11 protein-coding genes are annotated in these 15,806 nt (G+C 66.4%); 9 read left to right on the forward strand and 2 right to left on the reverse strand.

Translation table 11 applies throughout. The features are described 5' to 3' along the window. Positions 1–77 precede the first annotated feature (77 nt). The 6 genes from smc to AC56K1_RS03030 are packed head-to-tail and all read left to right on the forward strand — an operon-like array spanning position 78 to position 9,106. The gene (smc, locus tag AC56K1_RS03005; protein ID WP_497156345.1) at positions 78–3,605 is read left to right on the forward strand and encodes a chromosome segregation protein SMC; all 3,528 of its coding nucleotides are present in this window, start codon (positions 78–80) and stop codon (positions 3,603–3,605) included. Further along, on the forward strand, positions 3,602–4,789 hold the full coding sequence (locus tag AC56K1_RS03010) for a cell division protein ZipA C-terminal FtsZ-binding domain-containing protein (RefSeq protein WP_497156346.1): 1,188 nt from the start codon (positions 3,602–3,604) through the stop codon (positions 4,787–4,789). The genes smc and AC56K1_RS03010 overlap by 4 nt, the downstream gene beginning before the upstream one ends. Positions 4,790–4,807: 18 nt before the next feature. Next, positions 4,808–7,177 (forward strand): NAD-dependent DNA ligase LigA, encoded by a 2,370-nt coding sequence (ligA, locus tag AC56K1_RS03015; RefSeq protein ID WP_497156347.1) that lies wholly within the window; start codon positions 4,808–4,810, stop codon positions 7,175–7,177. A 20-nt stretch (positions 7,178–7,197) separates the two neighbouring features. Continuing rightward, positions 7,198–8,091 carry a UTP--glucose-1-phosphate uridylyltransferase GalU gene (gene galU, locus AC56K1_RS03020; RefSeq protein ID WP_497156348.1) on the forward strand — a complete coding sequence of 298 codons (894 nt, stop codon included), beginning with the start codon at positions 7,198–7,200 and terminating at the stop codon, positions 8,089–8,091. Then, positions 8,088–8,624, forward strand: a complete 537-nt coding sequence (gene def, locus AC56K1_RS03025) for a peptide deformylase (protein ID WP_497156349.1) — start codon at positions 8,088–8,090, stop codon at positions 8,622–8,624. Before galU ends, def begins: the two co-directional genes overlap by 4 nt. Next, a complete protein-coding gene (locus AC56K1_RS03030) occupies positions 8,624–9,106 on the forward strand; it encodes a hypothetical protein (RefSeq protein WP_497156350.1) in 483 nt (160 codons plus the stop codon). Before def ends, AC56K1_RS03030 begins: the two co-directional genes overlap by 1 nt. A 162-nt stretch (positions 9,107–9,268) precedes the next feature. Here the strand turns inward: AC56K1_RS03030 and AC56K1_RS03035 are convergent, their stop codons facing one another. Beyond that, positions 9,269–11,026, reverse strand: a complete 1,758-nt coding sequence (locus AC56K1_RS03035; protein WP_497156351.1) for a DUF885 domain-containing protein — start codon at positions 11,024–11,026, stop codon at positions 9,269–9,271. Positions 11,027–11,268: 242 nt separating this feature from the next. Between AC56K1_RS03035 and AC56K1_RS03040 the strand changes: the two genes are divergently transcribed. The 3 genes from AC56K1_RS03040 to AC56K1_RS03050 are packed head-to-tail and all read left to right on the forward strand — an operon-like array spanning position 11,269 to position 14,523. Next, entirely contained in the window at positions 11,269–11,655 is a 387-nt protein-coding gene (locus AC56K1_RS03040) for a hypothetical protein (RefSeq protein ID WP_497156352.1), read from the forward strand. Then, positions 11,656–13,125 (forward strand): ATPase domain-containing protein, encoded by a 1,470-nt coding sequence (locus tag AC56K1_RS03045; RefSeq protein WP_497156353.1) that lies wholly within the window; start codon positions 11,656–11,658, stop codon positions 13,123–13,125. A gap of 9 nt (positions 13,126–13,134) precedes the next feature. After that, positions 13,135–14,523, forward strand: coding sequence for a hybrid sensor histidine kinase/response regulator (locus AC56K1_RS03050; protein WP_497156354.1), 1,389 nt, complete (start codon positions 13,135–13,137; stop codon positions 14,521–14,523). 18 nt (positions 14,524–14,541) lie between these two features. On the opposite strand, the gene AC56K1_RS03055 is transcribed toward AC56K1_RS03050, so the two are convergent. Continuing rightward, positions 14,542–15,735, reverse strand: a complete 1,194-nt coding sequence (locus AC56K1_RS03055; RefSeq protein ID WP_497156355.1) for a pyridoxal phosphate-dependent aminotransferase — start codon at positions 15,733–15,735, stop codon at positions 14,542–14,544. Positions 15,736–15,806 lie beyond the last annotated feature (71 nt).

Raw genomic sequence — 15,806 nt, forward strand, 5'->3', positions numbered from 1 at the left:
AGCTTGCATCTTGGCCGAAAAGCAAGCAACAGATGGTATGATGCAGTCTTTGACGACTCATTAGCCACCGAAGCAACGTGCGCCTCTCCTCCATCAAATTGTCGGGATTCAAGTCTTTCGTCGATCCCACCAATTTCCAGGTGCCCGGCCAGCTGGTCGGCGTGGTTGGCCCGAACGGCTGCGGCAAGTCGAACATCATCGACGCCGTGCGCTGGGTGCTGGGCGAATCCAAGGCCTCCGAGCTGCGCGGCGAGTCGATGCAGGACGTGATCTTCAACGGCTCCACCTACCGCAAGCCCTCGGGCCGCGCTTCTGTCGAGCTGGTGTTCGACAACAGCGACGGCAAGGCCGCGGGGCAATGGGGCCAGTATGCCGAGATCGCGGTCAAGCGCACCCTCACGCGCGACGGCACCTCTACCTATTACATCAACGGCCAGCCGGTGCGCCGGCGCGACATCCAGGATATTTTCCTCGGCACCGGGCTCGGGCCGCGCGCCTACGCCATCATCGGCCAGGGCATGATCTCGCGCATCATCGAGTCGCGTCCGGAAGAGCTGCGCGTCTTCCTCGAAGAAGCGGCCGGGGTGTCCAAGTACAAGGAGCGCCGCCGCGAGACCGAGAACCGGCTGTCGGACACGCGCGAGAACCTGCTGCGGGTCGAGGACATCCTGCGCGAACTGAACGCCAACCTGGAAAAGCTCGAAGCCCAGGCCGTGGTCGCCAGGCGCTTCCACCAGATGCAGCTTGAGCAGGAAGAAAAGCAGAAGCTGCTCTGGCTGTTGCGCAAGAACGAAGCGCACACCGAGCAGCTGCGCTATTTCCGCGAGATGGAAGAAGCGCAGACGGAACTCGAAGCCCAGACCGCCAAGCTGCGCAGCGTGGAGCTCGACCTCGAGCACCTGCGCCAGTCGCATTTTGCCACCGGCGACCGCCTGCACACCGCCCAGGGCGCGCTGTACCAGACCAATTCCGAGATCGGCAGCCTGGAGGCCCAGATCAAGTTCGTGGTCGAGTCGCGCACCCGGCTGCAGAACCAGCTCGGCACGCTCGCCGCGCAGCGCGACCAGTGGCTGGCGCAGCGCCAGGAATACCAGGAGCAGCTCGAGGAAGCCGAATTCACACTGGAAGAACTCGGCGCGCGTGCCGAAGCCGCCCAGATGGCGGTAGAAAACCACGGCGAGCGCGTGCCCGAACTGGAAACCGCATGGCGCGAGGCCCAGGAGCGTTCCAACGAATCGCGCGCCCGCATCATGGGGGTGCAGCAGCGCATCGAGCTGGCCAGCGCCCACCAGCGCAACGCCGCCGGCATCCTGGCCAGCCTGGCGGCCCGGCGCGAGCGCCTGCAGCAAGAGCGTAATACCCTGAACCTGCCCGACGGCGCCACCCTCGACAACCTGCGCATGCAGCTCGAGGAAAAGCAGATGGCGTTGGAAGAGCAGACCATGCTGCTCGATGAAGCCAGCGCGCGCCAGGAAGCAGTCGAGGCCGAGCGCCGCGAGGCCCACGCCCAGGTCCAGCAGGAATCTTCTGCCTCCGCCAAGCTGGATGCGCGCCTGGCCGCCCTGCGCCAGATGCAGGAGCGTGTGCAAACCCAGGGGAAGGTCCAGCCCTGGCTGGAAAAGCACGAGCTGGCCGGCCTGCCGCGCCTGTGGCAAAAGCTTGACGTCGAAGAAGGCTGGGAAACCGCACTGGAAGCCGTGCTGCGCGAGCGCGCCGGCGCCCTGGAAATGTCGAACCTGGACTGGGCCAATGGCTTCTTTGGCGATACGCCGCCGGCGCGCCTGGCCCTGTATTCGCCAGCGCCGGGCGCCCCTGCCACGCCTGACGATACGCCCGGCCTGAAACCCTTCGCCAGCCTGCTGCGCCTGAACGATCCGGGCGTGCGCGGCGTGCTGAACGATTGGCTGCACCACGTCTACGTGGCGCAGGATGCCGCCGAAGCGCTGGCCGCGCGTGCGCGCCTGCCGCAGGGCGGCAGCTTCGTCACGCGCCAGGGCCACCTGGTGACCCGGTCGAGCGTGCGCTTCCACGCGCCGGATGCGGAGCAGGACGGCATGCTGGCACGCCAGCACGACATCGAGAATACGGGCAAGCAACTGCGGGCCCAGGCCCTGCTACTTGACGAGGCGCGCAGCCGCGCCACCCGCGCCGATGCCGCCGTGAGCGAGTTGACACGCCGTTTGCAGGATGCGCGCCAGCGTTCAAGCATGCTCCAGCGCGAAGTGCATGCGCTGCAGATCGAGGTGCTCAAGCAAAGCGAAATCGAAGCGCGCTTCAACCAGCGTAGCGGCCAGATAGCGGCTGACCTCTCCGAGATCGCGGCCCAGGAAGCCGAGCAGCGCCAGGCCGCGGCGGAGGCAGAGCAGGAATTCGAGCAGCTCGACATGGAATTGGCCGAGCTGCAGGGCGCCCATGAAGACGGCCAGACCGCCTTCATCGACAAGGAGCAGGCCCTGGCCGACGCGCGCGAGAAGCTGCGCGACCTGGAACGCAGCGCCCAGGAAGCGCAATTCGCCGAGCGTGCGCAGCGCAGCAAGATCGAAGAACTGCGTCGCAGCATCGCCACCGCCAGCCAGCAGGCCGAGCAGGTCGGTGCGAGCCTTGGCGCCGGCAGGCTCGAACTGGAAGCCCTGGAGGCGGGCACCGCCCACGAAGGCCTGCAGGAATTGCTGGACCGCCGCAGCAGCCAGGAGCGGGCATTGTCCGACGCCCGCCATGAACTCGACCAGATCACGCTGCAGCTGCGCCAGGCGGAAGAAGCGCGCATGGGCAACGAGCGCGGCCTGCAGCCGCAGCGCGACCGCATCACCGAGATGCAGCTCAAGGAACAGGCCGCGCGCCTGAACCAGGAGCAGTTCGCCGAGGCGCTGGCCTCCACCGGCGCCGACGAAGCGGTATTGGCGGAGAAGCTCGACCCTGAGCTCAAGCCGCAATACCTGCAGGGCGAGGTCACGCGCCTGACCAATGCCATCGCCGCGCTGGGCGCTGTCAACCTGGCGGCGGTGGACGAGCTGGCCCAGGCCACCGAGCGCAAGCGCTACCTCGATTCGCAGAACAACGATTTGCAGGAAGCGATCAATACGCTGGAAGACGCGATCCACCGAATCGACCGCGAGACGCGCGACCTGCTGCAGGACACCTTCGACCGCGTCAACACGCACTTCTCGGAACTGTTCCCGATCCTGTTCGGGGGTGGCAACGCCAAGCTGGTGATGACCGGCGACGAGATCCTGGACTCCGGCGTGCAGGTGATGGCGCAGCCGCCGGGTAAGAAGAACGCGACCATCCACCTGCTCTCGGGCGGTGAAAAGGCACTGACCGCTACCGCCCTGGTGTTTTCGATGTTCCGCCTGAACCCGGCGCCATTCTGCCTGTTGGATGAGGTGGACGCGCCACTGGACGATGCCAATACCGAGCGCTTCTGCCGCATGGTCAAGCGCATGTCCGAACATACCCAATTCCTCTTCATCTCGCATAACAAGATCGCGATGGAGATGGCCAATCAACTGATCGGTGTGACGATGCAGGAGCAGGGCGTATCGCGCATCGTGGCGGTGGACATGGAGTCCGCCGCGAACTTCGCTACTGAGGCACAAGCAGCATGACTGATTTCCAAATGAGCCTGATCGCAGCGGGCGGCGTCTTCGTCGTCGGCGTCATCTCTTACAACAAGTGGCAGGAGTACAAGGCCCGCAAGAGCGTCGAACGCGCCTTTGCCTCGGACCATGACGACGTCCTGATGCGCAGCGGCGACACCGCCGTCGAGCGCCAGGAGCCGGTGCTCGACCTCGGCGCGGAAACCCCGCTGGCGCCGCTGGACGTCAATCCCGAGCTGTCCGTACCCGGCCGCAGCGCGCCGCTGGCTGACGGACCGTCGGTCGCGCCTGCGCCCACGGCCCCTGCGGCAAGCTACGCCGCCGCCTCGATCGCTCCGGTGGCGCCGCTGCCGGGCACCACGCCCAATACCCCGCCGGCCGAACTGGCCGAAAGCCTGGTCGACCCGCTGATCGACTGCCTGATCCCGTTGAGCTTCGAAGGCGCGGTCCGCGGCGACAAGATCCTGCCCGCCCTGCAAAAGCTGCGCCGGGTCGGCAACAAGCCGATCCACTACATCGGCTTTGCCGTCAGCGGCGACTGGGAGCCGATCGTCCATGGCGGCGTGTACACCAAGCTGCAGGCCGGCGTGCAGATGGCGACCCGCACCACGGCCCTGAACGAAATCGAGTATTCCGAACTGGTGACGCGCCTGCGCGCGGTGGCCGACGAAATCGGCGCCGAGCCGGAAGTTCCGGACATGATCGAAGTGATGAGCGAAGCGCGCACCCTGCACCGCTTCGTGGCAGGCCACGACGCCCAGTTGGGCGTGAACCTGGCCGCCAACGGCGACGCCTGGCCGATCGCGACCCTGATCGGGGCGCTGGAAAAGCAGGGCTTCGACGTGCGCCCGGACGGCCGCTTCTCGATGCCCGACCGGGCCGAGGGCAATACAGGCGGCGTGCTGTTCACGCTGACCACCAATGTCACGCTGGGCGCGGATGCGACCAACCGCCTGACCCTGCTGCTGGACGTGCCTTGCGTGGCCCCGGCGCGTGACGGCTTCGGCGCCATGGTCAAGTGCGCGAAGGAGCTGGTGCTGCGCCTGGACGCCACCATCGTCGACGACTTCGAGCAGCCGCTGTCGGACGAAGCGCTGGACGAGATCAAGGGCCAGGTAGGGGAGTTCTACCAGGAGATGGAAGCGGCGGACATCCCGGCCGGGTCCACCCGGGCACTGCGCCTGTTCGTATAAGCGAAAGGCCAGGCAACGATGAGCGTGACGACGAGCGTGACGAAGCAGGCCGGCCCGCTGGCGCGGATGGCGTGGCTGGTCGAGGAACTGAACCGCCACATCTACAACTACCACGTGCTCGACGCGCCGACGATTCCCGACGCCGAGTACGACCGCATGTTCCGGGAGCTGCAGGAGCTCGAGCTCGCGCACCCTGGGGCGGTCACCAACGATACGCCGACCTCCCGCGTCGGCGCCGCGCCCATCCCCGAGTTCAAGCAGGTGACCCACTCGGTGCCGATGCTCTCGCTGAACAACGGCTTTGCGGACGAGGACGTCGACAGCTTTGATCGCCGCGTGCGCGAAGGCCTGGAGGCGAAGCAGGTGGCCTATAACGCCGAACTGAAGTTCGACGGCCTGGCGATCAGCCTGCGCTACGAGAACGGCGTGTTCGTGCAGGCCGCCACCCGCGGCGACGGCTACACGGGCGAAGACGTGACCGCGAATATCCGCACTGTCCGCGTGATTCCGCTGCGCCTGCATGGCGACGACATTCCCGCCGTGCTGGAAGTGCGCGGCGAGGTATTGATGTTCAAGGCCGATTTCGCCAGCCTGAACCAGCGCCAGCGCGAGGCCGGGCAGAAGGAATTCGCCAACCCGCGCAATGCGGCGGCGGGCAGCCTGCGCCAGCTGGATGCGCGCATCACGGCCCAGCGCAAGCTGCGCTTCTTCGCCTATGGCATCGGGCTGATCGAGGACGCCGACCTGCCCCAGACGCACTCGGGGGTGCTCGACTGGTTCGTGCGCCTCGGCCTGCCGGTGGCATCAGTGCGCGCGGTAGTAACGGGGCGCGACGGCCTGCTCGACTTTTATCGCTCGGTGGGCGAGCGCCGCAGCAGCCTGCCCTACGAGATCGACGGCGTGGTCTATAAAGTGGACCGCGTGGCCGACCAGTCCCAGCTCGGCTTCGTGTCGCGCGCGCCGCGCTTCGCCCTGGCCCACAAGTTCCCGGCTGAAGAGGCCCTGACCGAAGTGACCGCGATCGACGTGCAGGTGGGCCGCACCGGCGCCATCACGCCTGTCGCCCGCCTGGTGCCCGTATCGGTGGGCGGCGTGACCGTCACCAATGCGACCCTGCACAACGAAGACGAAGTGCTGCGCAAGGACGTGCGCGTGGGCGACACCGTGATCGTGCGCCGCGCCGGCGACGTGATTCCCGAGGTGCTGGCCGTGGTCCTGGAGCGCCGCCCGACGCCCGAGCCGATGCGCTACATCTTGCCCAAGACCTGCCCGGTGTGCGGCTCGCACGTCGTGCGCGAAGAGGGCGAGGCGATTGCGCGCTGCTCCGGCGGCTTGAGCTGCGCCGCCCAGCGCAAGGAAGCGATCCGCCATTTCGCGGGCCGGCGTATGATGGACATCGAAGGCCTGGGCGACCGCTATATCGACAGCCTGGTCGAGTGCAGCCTGATCCATGGCGTGGCCGACCTCTACAGGTTGACCCTCGACGACCTGCTGGCCATGAAGCGCCTGGCCGACGAGCGCGAAGGGACGACCCCCGAAGTAGTCAAAAGCGCCGTCAAGAACGGCAAGGTCGCCACCAAATGGGCAGATAACCTGCTGGACGCGATCCGCGCCAGCAAACAGCCGCCGCTTGAGCGCCTGCTGTTTGCGCTCGGCATCCGCCACGTCGGCGAATCGACCGCCAAGACCCTGGCCGACTGGCTGGGCCGCTTCGACCTGGTGCGCCAGGCCCCCGCCGCGCTGCTGCGCGTGCTGCCCGACATCGGCGACACCGTGGCCGAGGCCATCGCCGAATTCTTTGCGGAAGAAAAAAACCAGCAGGCCATCAATGCCCTGCTAACGGCCGGCGTGGCGCCACAGGGCGAGCATCCGCCCAAGGCAGCCCTGCGCGAGAAGCTGGAAGAAGTCAAGCTGCTGGCGGCCCTCGGCATCCCGAAGCTCACCGAGCCGCGCGCGCGCCAGCTGCTCGCCGCCGGCCAGACGCTCGACTCGCTCAGCCACCTGAACGTCTTCAAGGTCTTCGGCCTGCCGGCCACGGTGGCTGAATCGCTGCAAGAATGGATGGCGCAGCCGGGCAACCGCGCACGCCTTGCCGCGCTGGCGCAGCTGCGCACCGAACTGCTGGCGCAATTGCCACAGGAAGCCCCGCTCGTCGAGGGACGCTTCTCCGGCAAGACCTTCGTGCTGACCGGCACCTTGCCGACCCTGAGCCGCGATGCAGCGGGCGCCATGATCGAAGCGGCCGGCGGCAAGGTCTCCGGTTCGGTATCGAAGAAAACCTCGTACGTGGTCGCCGGCGCCGAGGCTGGCAGCAAACTCGCCAAGGCGGAAGAACTCGGCGTCACCGTGCTGGACGAAGTAGGCCTGCTCGCGCTGCTCGACGCTTGACGTAACACGAAGGTGAACCCATGACCCTGATCCGCAAAGCCGTATTCCCCGTGGCCGGCCTCGGCAGCCGCTTCCTGCCCGCCACCAAGGCGCAGCCGAAGGAGATGCTGCCGATCGTCGACAAACCGCTGATCCAGTACGCGGTCGAAGAAGCCGTGGCGGCCGGCATCACCGAGCTGGTCTTCATCACCGGCCGCAACAAGCGCGCCATCGAGGACCATTTCGACAAGGCCTACGAGCTGGAATCCGAGCTGGAAGCGGCCGGCAAGCACGCGCTGCTGGAGGTCGTGCGCGGCGTGATCCCGAAGAACGTCACCTGCATTTATATTCGCCAGTCGGCGCCGCTGGGTCTGGGCCATGCGGTGCTGTGCGCCCGTCCCGTGATTGGCGACGAGCCCTTCGCCGTGCTGCTGGCGGACGACTTCATGGATACCCCGGCCGGCACCAGGCCGGTGCTGGCGCAGATGACCGAGCTGTATTCCTACGAACGTTCCAGCATCCTCGCGGTGCAGGACGTCGCGCGCGAGCACACGCGCCAGTACGGCATCGTCAAGGCCGATAGCTACCGCCCGGGCCTGGAAGTGGTGTCGGAAATCGTCGAGAAGCCCGCGCCCGAGGCCGCGCCCTCGACGCTGGCGGTGGTCGGGCGCTACGTGCTGTCGGGTTCCATCTTCGGCTATCTGGAACACCTCGGCACCGGTGCCGGCGGCGAAATCCAGCTTACCGACGGCATCGCCGCGCTGATGCAGGCCGAGCGCGTGCTGGCCTACCGCTACGAAGGCCAGCGCTACGACTGCGGCTCCAAGCTCGGCTACCTGCAGGCCACCGCCGCGATGGGACTGAAGCACCCGGAAACCGGCGTGGGCTTTCGCGCCAGCCTTGCCGCACTGCTCGAACAGGGGAACATGCCATGACGGTGCGCGAGATCCTGCGCATGGGCGACCCGCGCCTGCTGCGCGTGGCCGAGAAGGTCACCGAGTTCGACACGCCGGAACTGCACGCGCTGATCGCCGACATGTTCGAGACCATGCATGCGGCCAATGGCGCCGGCCTGGCCGCGCCGCAGATCGGCGTCAACCTGCAGCTGGTGATCTACGGGTTTGCGCAGAACGGCCGCTACCCGGACGCGCCGCCGGTGCCGCAGACGGTGCTGATCAATCCCGTGCTCACGCCCTTGTCGGATGAGATGGAAGAGGCTTTCGAGGGCTGTTTGTCGGTGCCGGGTCTGCGTGGCAGCGTGCCGCGTCATACCAGTGTGCATTACGAAGGCGTCGACCAGTACGGCAAGCCGATCGTTCGCGACGTCGAGGGCTTCCACGCGCGCGTGGTGCAGCACGAGGTCGACCACCTGCTCGGCATCCTCTACCCGATGCGCATCCGCGATTTTGGGCGCTTCGGTTTTACCGAGGTAATGTTCCCCGGGCTCGATCCGAAGGCGGAAGATTGATGCGCTTCCTGAGCGCAGCGGTACTGCTGGCATGTGCCCCTGTCGCGGATGCCGATGACTGGTTCACGAAGATCGACCCGGCGCCCAGAAGCGAGTTCTGGCTGGACTCCGGTTTCGCCACGGCCCACTTCGACAGCGACAAGCACCTGAACGGGGCCAACAGGGGTCTCGCCGCGGAGTATCGCTTCAGCGGCACCATGGCCGCGACGGCAGGGCGCTTCCATAACAGCGACCGGCAATGGTCGAACTATGCGGGCGTGATCTGGCAGCCGTACGCGGTCGGGCCGGTGCGGGCCGGGCTGACGCTGGCGGCGTTCGACGGCTATCCGAACATGCGCGATGGCGGCTGGTTTCCGGCGGTGATTCCGACGCTGACGTACGAGTACCAGCGGGTGGGGGTGAATGTGGGGATTATTCCGACGTATCGGGACCGGCTGTATGGCGGGGTGTCGGTACAGCTCAAGTTCAAGCTGTTCGAGTAGGGAAGCAAAATTGGGTCCCGCCTGCGCGGGAAGTCGCAGGCGCCAGTGGCGCGTACGACGGTGTTAACGTCGCAGGTCCAATCGGCGTTGGCGTTACCTGCCTTAAACCGGCGTCATCCCCGCGAAGGCGGGGACCCGATTTTCGACGAACAACCGTAACCCTTAACCCTCCTTCGGATACGGCGACTTCCCCCCCTCCGCAATAAACACATCGATCCTTTGCTGCAGCACCGGCAGCGGCACCGATCCCAGTTGCAGCACCGTATCGTGGAAGTTCCGGATATCGAACTTCGCCCCCAGCGCCTTTTCGGCCCGCGCCCGCGCTTCCTGGATCGCCATCTGCCCCAGGTAATACGACAGCGCCTGCCCCGGCCACGAAATATAGCGGTCCACTTCCGTCTCGACCTCGTGCTTGGACAGCGCGGTGTTCTCCATTAAATACGCCTGCGCCTGCTCGCGGGTCCAGCCCTTGGCATGGATGCCGGTATCGACCACCAGCCGTGAGGCGCGCCAGGCCTGGTAGCTCAGCATGCCGAATTCTTCGTACGGCGTCTCATAAATGCCCATCTCGGTGCCCAGGCGCTCGGCGTACAGCGCCCAGCCTTCGCCGAAGGCCGAGATATAGGCGCGGCGGAAGTTCGGCACGTTTTTCTGCTCCTGCGCCACCGGCATCTGGAAGGCGTGGCCCGGCGCCGATTCGTGCAGGGTCAGTGCCGGCAGGCTGTAGAGCGCACGCGCCGGCAGGTTGTAGGTGTTGACCCAGTAGCTGCCAGGGCCGCCGCGGCCGGCCGTGTAGAACGGGGCCTGGTCGTCGGGCACCGGCAGGATCGCGAAGCGGCGGCGCGGCAGGTAGCCGAAATACTGGTCGGCCTTGGCGTCGAATTTCTTGGCGGTCCAGGCCGCGCGCATCAGGAGCTCCTGGGGCGTCCTGGCATAGAACTGCGGGTCGGTGCGCAGGAATTGCAGGAAGGCCGGCAGGTCGCCCTCGAACTTCACCTTCTTCATGATCCCGTGCATCTCGGCGCGGATCTTCGCCATCTCGGCCAGGCCGATGGCGTGGATCTGGTCCGCACTGAGATTGGTGGTGGTGAACTCGACGATCTTCGATTGGTAATAGGCGTGCCCACCCGGCATGCTGGTGGCCGCGAGCGTGGTGCGCGCCTTCGGCACGTATTCGTCGCGGAAGAAGGCCAGCACGCTACGGTAGGCCGGCTGCACCGCATCGCGGATCACCGCGGCGGCCTGCGCCCGCAAGGCGTCCTGCTCGCTCGCCGGCAGCGATGCCGGGAAGGTCTTGAAGGGCGTGAAAAACACCGTCTCCTGCGGCGTTTTTGCATCGGCGACCGAAGCTAGCGCGACGTCGCGTCCGCTGAGCGTGACCCGTGGCGGCGTGAAGCCGCGCGCCAGCCCGGCGCGCATGTTGCCGGTCTCCTGCGCAAAATAGCCGGGCAGGGCGGCCAGCTGCTTGAGGTAGTTGCGGTAATCCTCGAGCGTCTTGAACGGACGGCGGGCGCCGAAGGTGACGTCGGTCCAGAAGGCGCTGTCGGCATTGACCGGCTGCTCGTATTCGCGGAAGCGCTGGGCGTCGAGGAGGGAGGCAACCTGGGCGCGGTAGACGGCGTAATTGACCCGCTCGCCCGGTGACAGGTCGGCGGGGCGGATCGCGTCGAGTTCCTTCAGGATGCCTTCCCAGTAGCGCAGGCGCGCTTCTTGCGCAGGTGCATCTACACGCGCCAGGGAGGCGCTCACGCCGCGGTCGTCATCGGCGCGGGCGAGCCGTTCCGTGACGCGCCATTTCCACTCTTTCGTGTAAATTGTCTTGAAACGCGTATCCGCGCTCGTGGCTGCTTCCGCAGGAGAAATGGCAAGGCTCAGCAGTACACAAGCTGTCGGCAGTACGGCACCCAATTGTTTGATCATGGTTTCCCCGCGTTTCAATGAGCAACATTGCTCGGCGATACCTATCTTAGCGGGGATGTCGCAAATTGGCACGAACGAACATGTTTCCGGATTGTTGTTGGCAGAAAAGACAGTGTGCCGTGACGGCAAGGTATAATCCGCGATGGACCGGCCTGCCTTCGCGGCCATCCGTGCCATTGGCCGGGCGCGAAGCGACAGGCAGCGGCACTCACCATCCGTATTCATTGTTCCTCGACGACGACATGACCACCAGTACGGGCGCGCTTGACATGGCCCCAGGGAACAACGAACTATTGCAGCCCTGGCGGCGCATCGCACTGCAGCTTTGTCCGCTGATCGGCGAGAGCGGCTTTTGCGCCCTGTTCGGGCGCGCCGTCCACATGGTCGGTCCCGAACATGCCTGGCTTGCCCCGCAACAGCCCTGCAGGTCGCCCGAGCAGCTCTTCGCCCTGCTGGCCGAACGCCTGGCTACGGTCGAGGCGGGCCGAGCCGCCTCCGCCAACAACACCTTGCTGCAGACCTTCACCCAACTACTCGCAACGCTCATCGGAGAGGCGCTTACCCAGCGCCTGCTTGCGTCAGCGACGGCCAGTGCTGACGAGCCGACGAATGTACAGGAGCAGAAATAAATGACCGATAAAGTGACCTTGGGGAAATTGGCAACGGGCGTACCGGGGCTGGATGTTCTCCTGGGCGGCGGCTTGAACGAATTTTCGTTCAACCTGATTAGCGGAACTCCCGGCTGCGGCAAGACGACGATGGCGCACCAGATCATGTTCGCGCTGGCCGGCCCGAGCCGGCGCGCGTTGTTCTTCACCGTGCTGGGCGAGCCGCCGCTGAAGATGCTGCGCTACCAGCAGCAATATTCCTTTTTCGACATGGCCAAGGTCGGCACGTCGATCCGCTACGTCAACCTCACGGCCGACCTGCGCGCGGGCGACTTCAACGGCGTGCTCGAGCGCATCACCAAAGAGGTCGAGGAGTTCGCCCCGAGCCTGGTATTCGTCGATTCCTTCCGTTCCGTGATCCAGACCGGCCGCGCAGGCAACGAAGGCACCAGCGACCTGCAGTATTTCGTGCAGGAGCTCGGCACGCGCATGACGAGCTGGATGGCGACCACCTTCCTGATCGGCGAATACCAGCAGAACGAAGTCGAGGCCAACCCGATCATGACGGTGGCCGACGGCATGGTGGCGCTGAGCCAGCAGCAGGAAGGCGACGCCGTGGTGCGCAAGATCCGTGTCGTCAAGATGCGCGGCCAGGCCCACATGGGCGGCTCGCACACCTTCCGGATCACCTCGAACGGCTTGCGCATCTACCCGCGCATGCTGCCGCCGCTGGCGGCCGACCTGCACGAAGGCGCGCCGGTCGATACCGATCCGAAGCGGATCCCGACCGGTACCCCGGGCCTGGACGACCTGCTGCATGGCGGCCTGCCTCAGGGGCATTCGCTGCTGGCGATCGGGCCGACCGGCTGCGGCAAGACCATCATGGGCACGCGCTTCCTCCAGGCTGGCGTCGCCAGGGGCGAAGCCGGTGTCGTGATGTCCTTCGAAAAGGGCACGGCGCGCCTGCGTAATGCCGAAATGGCCGCGTTGATCCGCGCAGGCCAGGTCACGGTGTTCGAGAGCCGCCTGATCGACCTGACGATGGAAGAGCTGGAAGACGAACTGCTGGCCGCCATCGACCGCACCGGCGCGCGCCGCGTCGTGATCGATTCGCTGTCCGAACTGCCGCTGTACCTGGCGCCGGAATGCACCCGCAACCTGCGCGAAGGGGTGTTCCGCATGCTGAGCAGCCTGGCCAAGCGCGGCGTGAGCGTACTGCTCACCATCGGGCTGGACGAGCGCGCACTCAACATGAATTTCGCGCGCGCCGACATGGCCTATATCACGGACGCCATCGTGGCGATGCGCTATGCCGAGGTGGACGGCCAGGTACGCCGCTACATGGCAGTGGTCAAGGTACGCGGCAGCAGCCATAGTCCGGACCTGCGCGAATACCGCATCACCAACGACGGGATCGATATCGATCCGATCGCGGCCCCGGTCAATGGGATACTGTTCGGACGCGCCGACCACACGAATTCGGGCCAGTAAGCTCACGTCATGGGAACGTACGATGAATCGAACGCCGGCTCTGAACAACGCTCCCTGATGGGCGAGGAACCCAGCCTTGGCGGCCTGCTGCGCGAGCAGGACCTGCATCATCGCATCGCGGTGCTCGAGGCCGAGCTCTCGCATGCCCGCGTTTTGGTACGTGAACGCGATCGCCTCGAGGACCAGATCGCGCAGCTGCGTGAAGCCAACGAAAACCTGGTGATGGCCACCGTCAGCGCGCAGTCGCTGCGCGAGCTGGCCGAAGCCACCAACCGCCGCCAGACCGAATTCCTCGCCATGCTGGCGCACGAACTGCGCAACCCGCTGGCGCCGCTCTCCATGTCGGCCAGCCTGCTGCAGAGCATTGGCGCCTCCGGCTCGACGAGCCAGCTGGGGCACGTGGCCGGCGTGGTGCGGCGCCAGGTCGACCACATGGCGCGCCTGCTCGACGACCTGCTCGACGCCGCCCGCATCAGCAGCGGCAAGATCACGCTGGCGGTGCGCCCGCTTCTGCTTTCCGCGGCGCTCGACCAGGCAGTCGAAACGGTTGCGCCGCGCATCCGCGAACGCAGCCAGCAGCTCGAGGTCGAGCTGCCCGAGGCGCCGCTGGCCATCGAAGGCGACCCGGTGCGCCTGACCCAGGTGTTTGCCAACCTGCTCGGCAATGCCTCGAAATACACCGGCAACGGCGGGAGCATCGTGCTGCGCGCCCGGCGTGCCGGCGACGAGGTCGTGGTCGAAGTGGGCGACAACGGCACCGGCATCTCGGCCGAGATGCTGCCGCAAATTTTCGACCTGTTCATCCAGGGCCCGCGCTCGCTGGCGCGCTCCGAAGGCGGCCTCGGCATCGGCCTGAACGTGGTGCGCAACCTGGTCAGCATGCATGGCGGGACGGTGGCCGCCGCCAGCCCCGGCGAAGGACAGGGCAGCACTTTCACGGTGCGCCTGCCGCTGTCCTGCGCCGACGCCCCCGCACTCGATGTGCCGGCCGGACCGAGCGCAGCCGAAGACGCCTGCCGCATCCTGCTCATCGAAGACAATGTGGACGCCTGCGACACCCTGCGCGCGCTGCTCGAACTGGCCGGCCACGAGGTGATGGCCGCTTATGACGGCCATGCCGGACTGGCTGCCGCACAGGCGCGCCCTTACGACATCGTCATCTGCGACATCGGCCTGCCGGGCATCGACGGGCTCGAAGTGATGGAGCAGCTGCGCAGCACCCTGCACGGCGACCAGCCCTTCGCGATCGCGCTGTCGGGCTATGGCCAGTGCGAAGACCGCGACCGCGCGATCGAAGCGGGTTTCAACCGCTACCTGGTCAAGCCCGCCGCGCCGGACGCGCTGCTCGAACTGGTGGCCGAGGCGCGCCAGGTGCGCGAAGCCCGGCAGGGCAGCTGAGCCGCCTCTCCATCAGCCTTATTTCAGTACGCGCGCGATGCGCGCTACCGCTTCCTCAATGCGCTCGAGCCGCGTGGCGTACGAAAACCGTACGTGCCGGCTTGGCGCCGCAAACCCGAAATCGTCGCCCGGCACGATCGCCACGTGCGCCTCGCGCAGCAGCGACCAGGCAAAGGCCGTGCTGTCGTCCTTGTGGCCGTGCTGCAGCGCGCTGATGTCCGCATACACATAGAAGGCGCCGTCCGGCATCACGGGCACCTGGAAGCCGAGTTCGCGCAGGGCCGGCACCAGGTAATCGCGGCGGCGCTGGAATTCGCGGCGGCGTTCTTCATAGATGCCCAGCGCCTCCGGGGTGAAGCAGGCCAGGGCTGCCTGCTGGGCCACGGTCGGGGCGCAGATGAACAGGTTCTGCGCCAGCTTCTCAAAAGTAGGCACCAGCGCGTCCGGCACCACCAGCCAGCCCAGGCGCCAGCCGGTCATGCTGAAGTATTTCGAGAAGCTGTTGACGGTGATGATCTCACTGTCGAGCGCCAGCGCGCTCACGGGCTGGTGGTCGTAGGTCAAGCCCTGGTAGATCTCGTCGATGATCGCGAATCCCCCGTGGCGGCGCACGGCGGCGAGCATGTCGCGCAGCTGCTCCGGCGTCATCGAAGTGCCGGTCGGGTTCGAGGGCGAGGCGACCAGCACGCCGCGGCTGCGCGCGCTCCAGTGGTCGTCGATGTGCGTGGCGCTGAGCTGGTAGCGGTCCTCGCTGGACGCGGGAATGAGCACCGGCTTGCCGCCGAAGCTGGACACGAAATGGCGGTTGCAGGGATAGCAGGGGTCGGGCATCAGCACTTCGTCGCCCTCGGCCACCAGCGCGGCGCAGGCCAGCAGCAGCCCGGCCGAGGCCCCGGCCGTGACGACGATGCGGCGCGGATCGATGTCCAGGCCGTGCACGGCGGCATAGTGGCCGGAGATCGCCTCGCGAAGCTCGCGCAGGCCGAGCGAGTCGGTGTACTGGGTCATGCCGCCGCGGAGGGCGCCAATTGCGGCCTGCGCCACGATCTCGGGCGCGGTGAAATCGGGCTCGCCGACGCTCATGCTGATGACGTCGATGCCGCTGCGCTTCATCTCATTGGCCGCCTTGACCATTTCCATGACGCGGAAGGGTTCGATGGCGTGTACGCGCTGCGCGACCTGGAGGGCGTGGGGAGTAGGGGTGACTGACATGCTGGCATCCGAAAAATCTGATCTGCCATCTTACCGTAGCGTGGGCAGATTCTGCCCACGCGTTCAAATCA

It is taken from the genome of Telluria sp. ZB4P37 (genome assembly GCF_059685855.1).

Bases quoted from the DNA above. Each gene is read 5' to 3' on its own strand.
- AC56K1_RS03010 (WP_497156346.1), top strand. From the start codon at position 3,602: ATGACTGATTTCCAAATGAGCCTGATCGCAGCGGGCGGCGTCTTCGTC.
- ligA (WP_497156347.1), top strand. From the start codon at position 4,808: ATGAGCGTGACGACGAGCGTGACGAAGCAGGCCGGCCCGCTGGCGCGG.
- galU (WP_497156348.1), top strand. From the start codon at position 7,198: ATGACCCTGATCCGCAAAGCCGTATTCCCCGTGGCCGGCCTCGGCAGC.
- def (WP_497156349.1), top strand. From the start codon at position 8,088: ATGACGGTGCGCGAGATCCTGCGCATGGGCGACCCGCGCCTGCTGCGC.
- AC56K1_RS03030 (WP_497156350.1), top strand. From the start codon at position 8,624: ATGCGCTTCCTGAGCGCAGCGGTACTGCTGGCATGTGCCCCTGTCGCG.
- AC56K1_RS03035 (WP_497156351.1), bottom strand. From the start codon at position 11,026: ATGATCAAACAATTGGGTGCCGTACTGCCGACAGCTTGTGTACTGCTG.
- AC56K1_RS03040 (WP_497156352.1), top strand. From the start codon at position 11,269: ATGACCACCAGTACGGGCGCGCTTGACATGGCCCCAGGGAACAACGAA.
- AC56K1_RS03045 (WP_497156353.1), top strand. From the start codon at position 11,656: ATGACCGATAAAGTGACCTTGGGGAAATTGGCAACGGGCGTACCGGGG.
- AC56K1_RS03050 (WP_497156354.1), top strand. From the start codon at position 13,135: ATGGGAACGTACGATGAATCGAACGCCGGCTCTGAACAACGCTCCCTG.
- AC56K1_RS03055 (WP_497156355.1), bottom strand. From the start codon at position 15,735: ATGTCAGTCACCCCTACTCCCCACGCCCTCCAGGTCGCGCAGCGCGTA.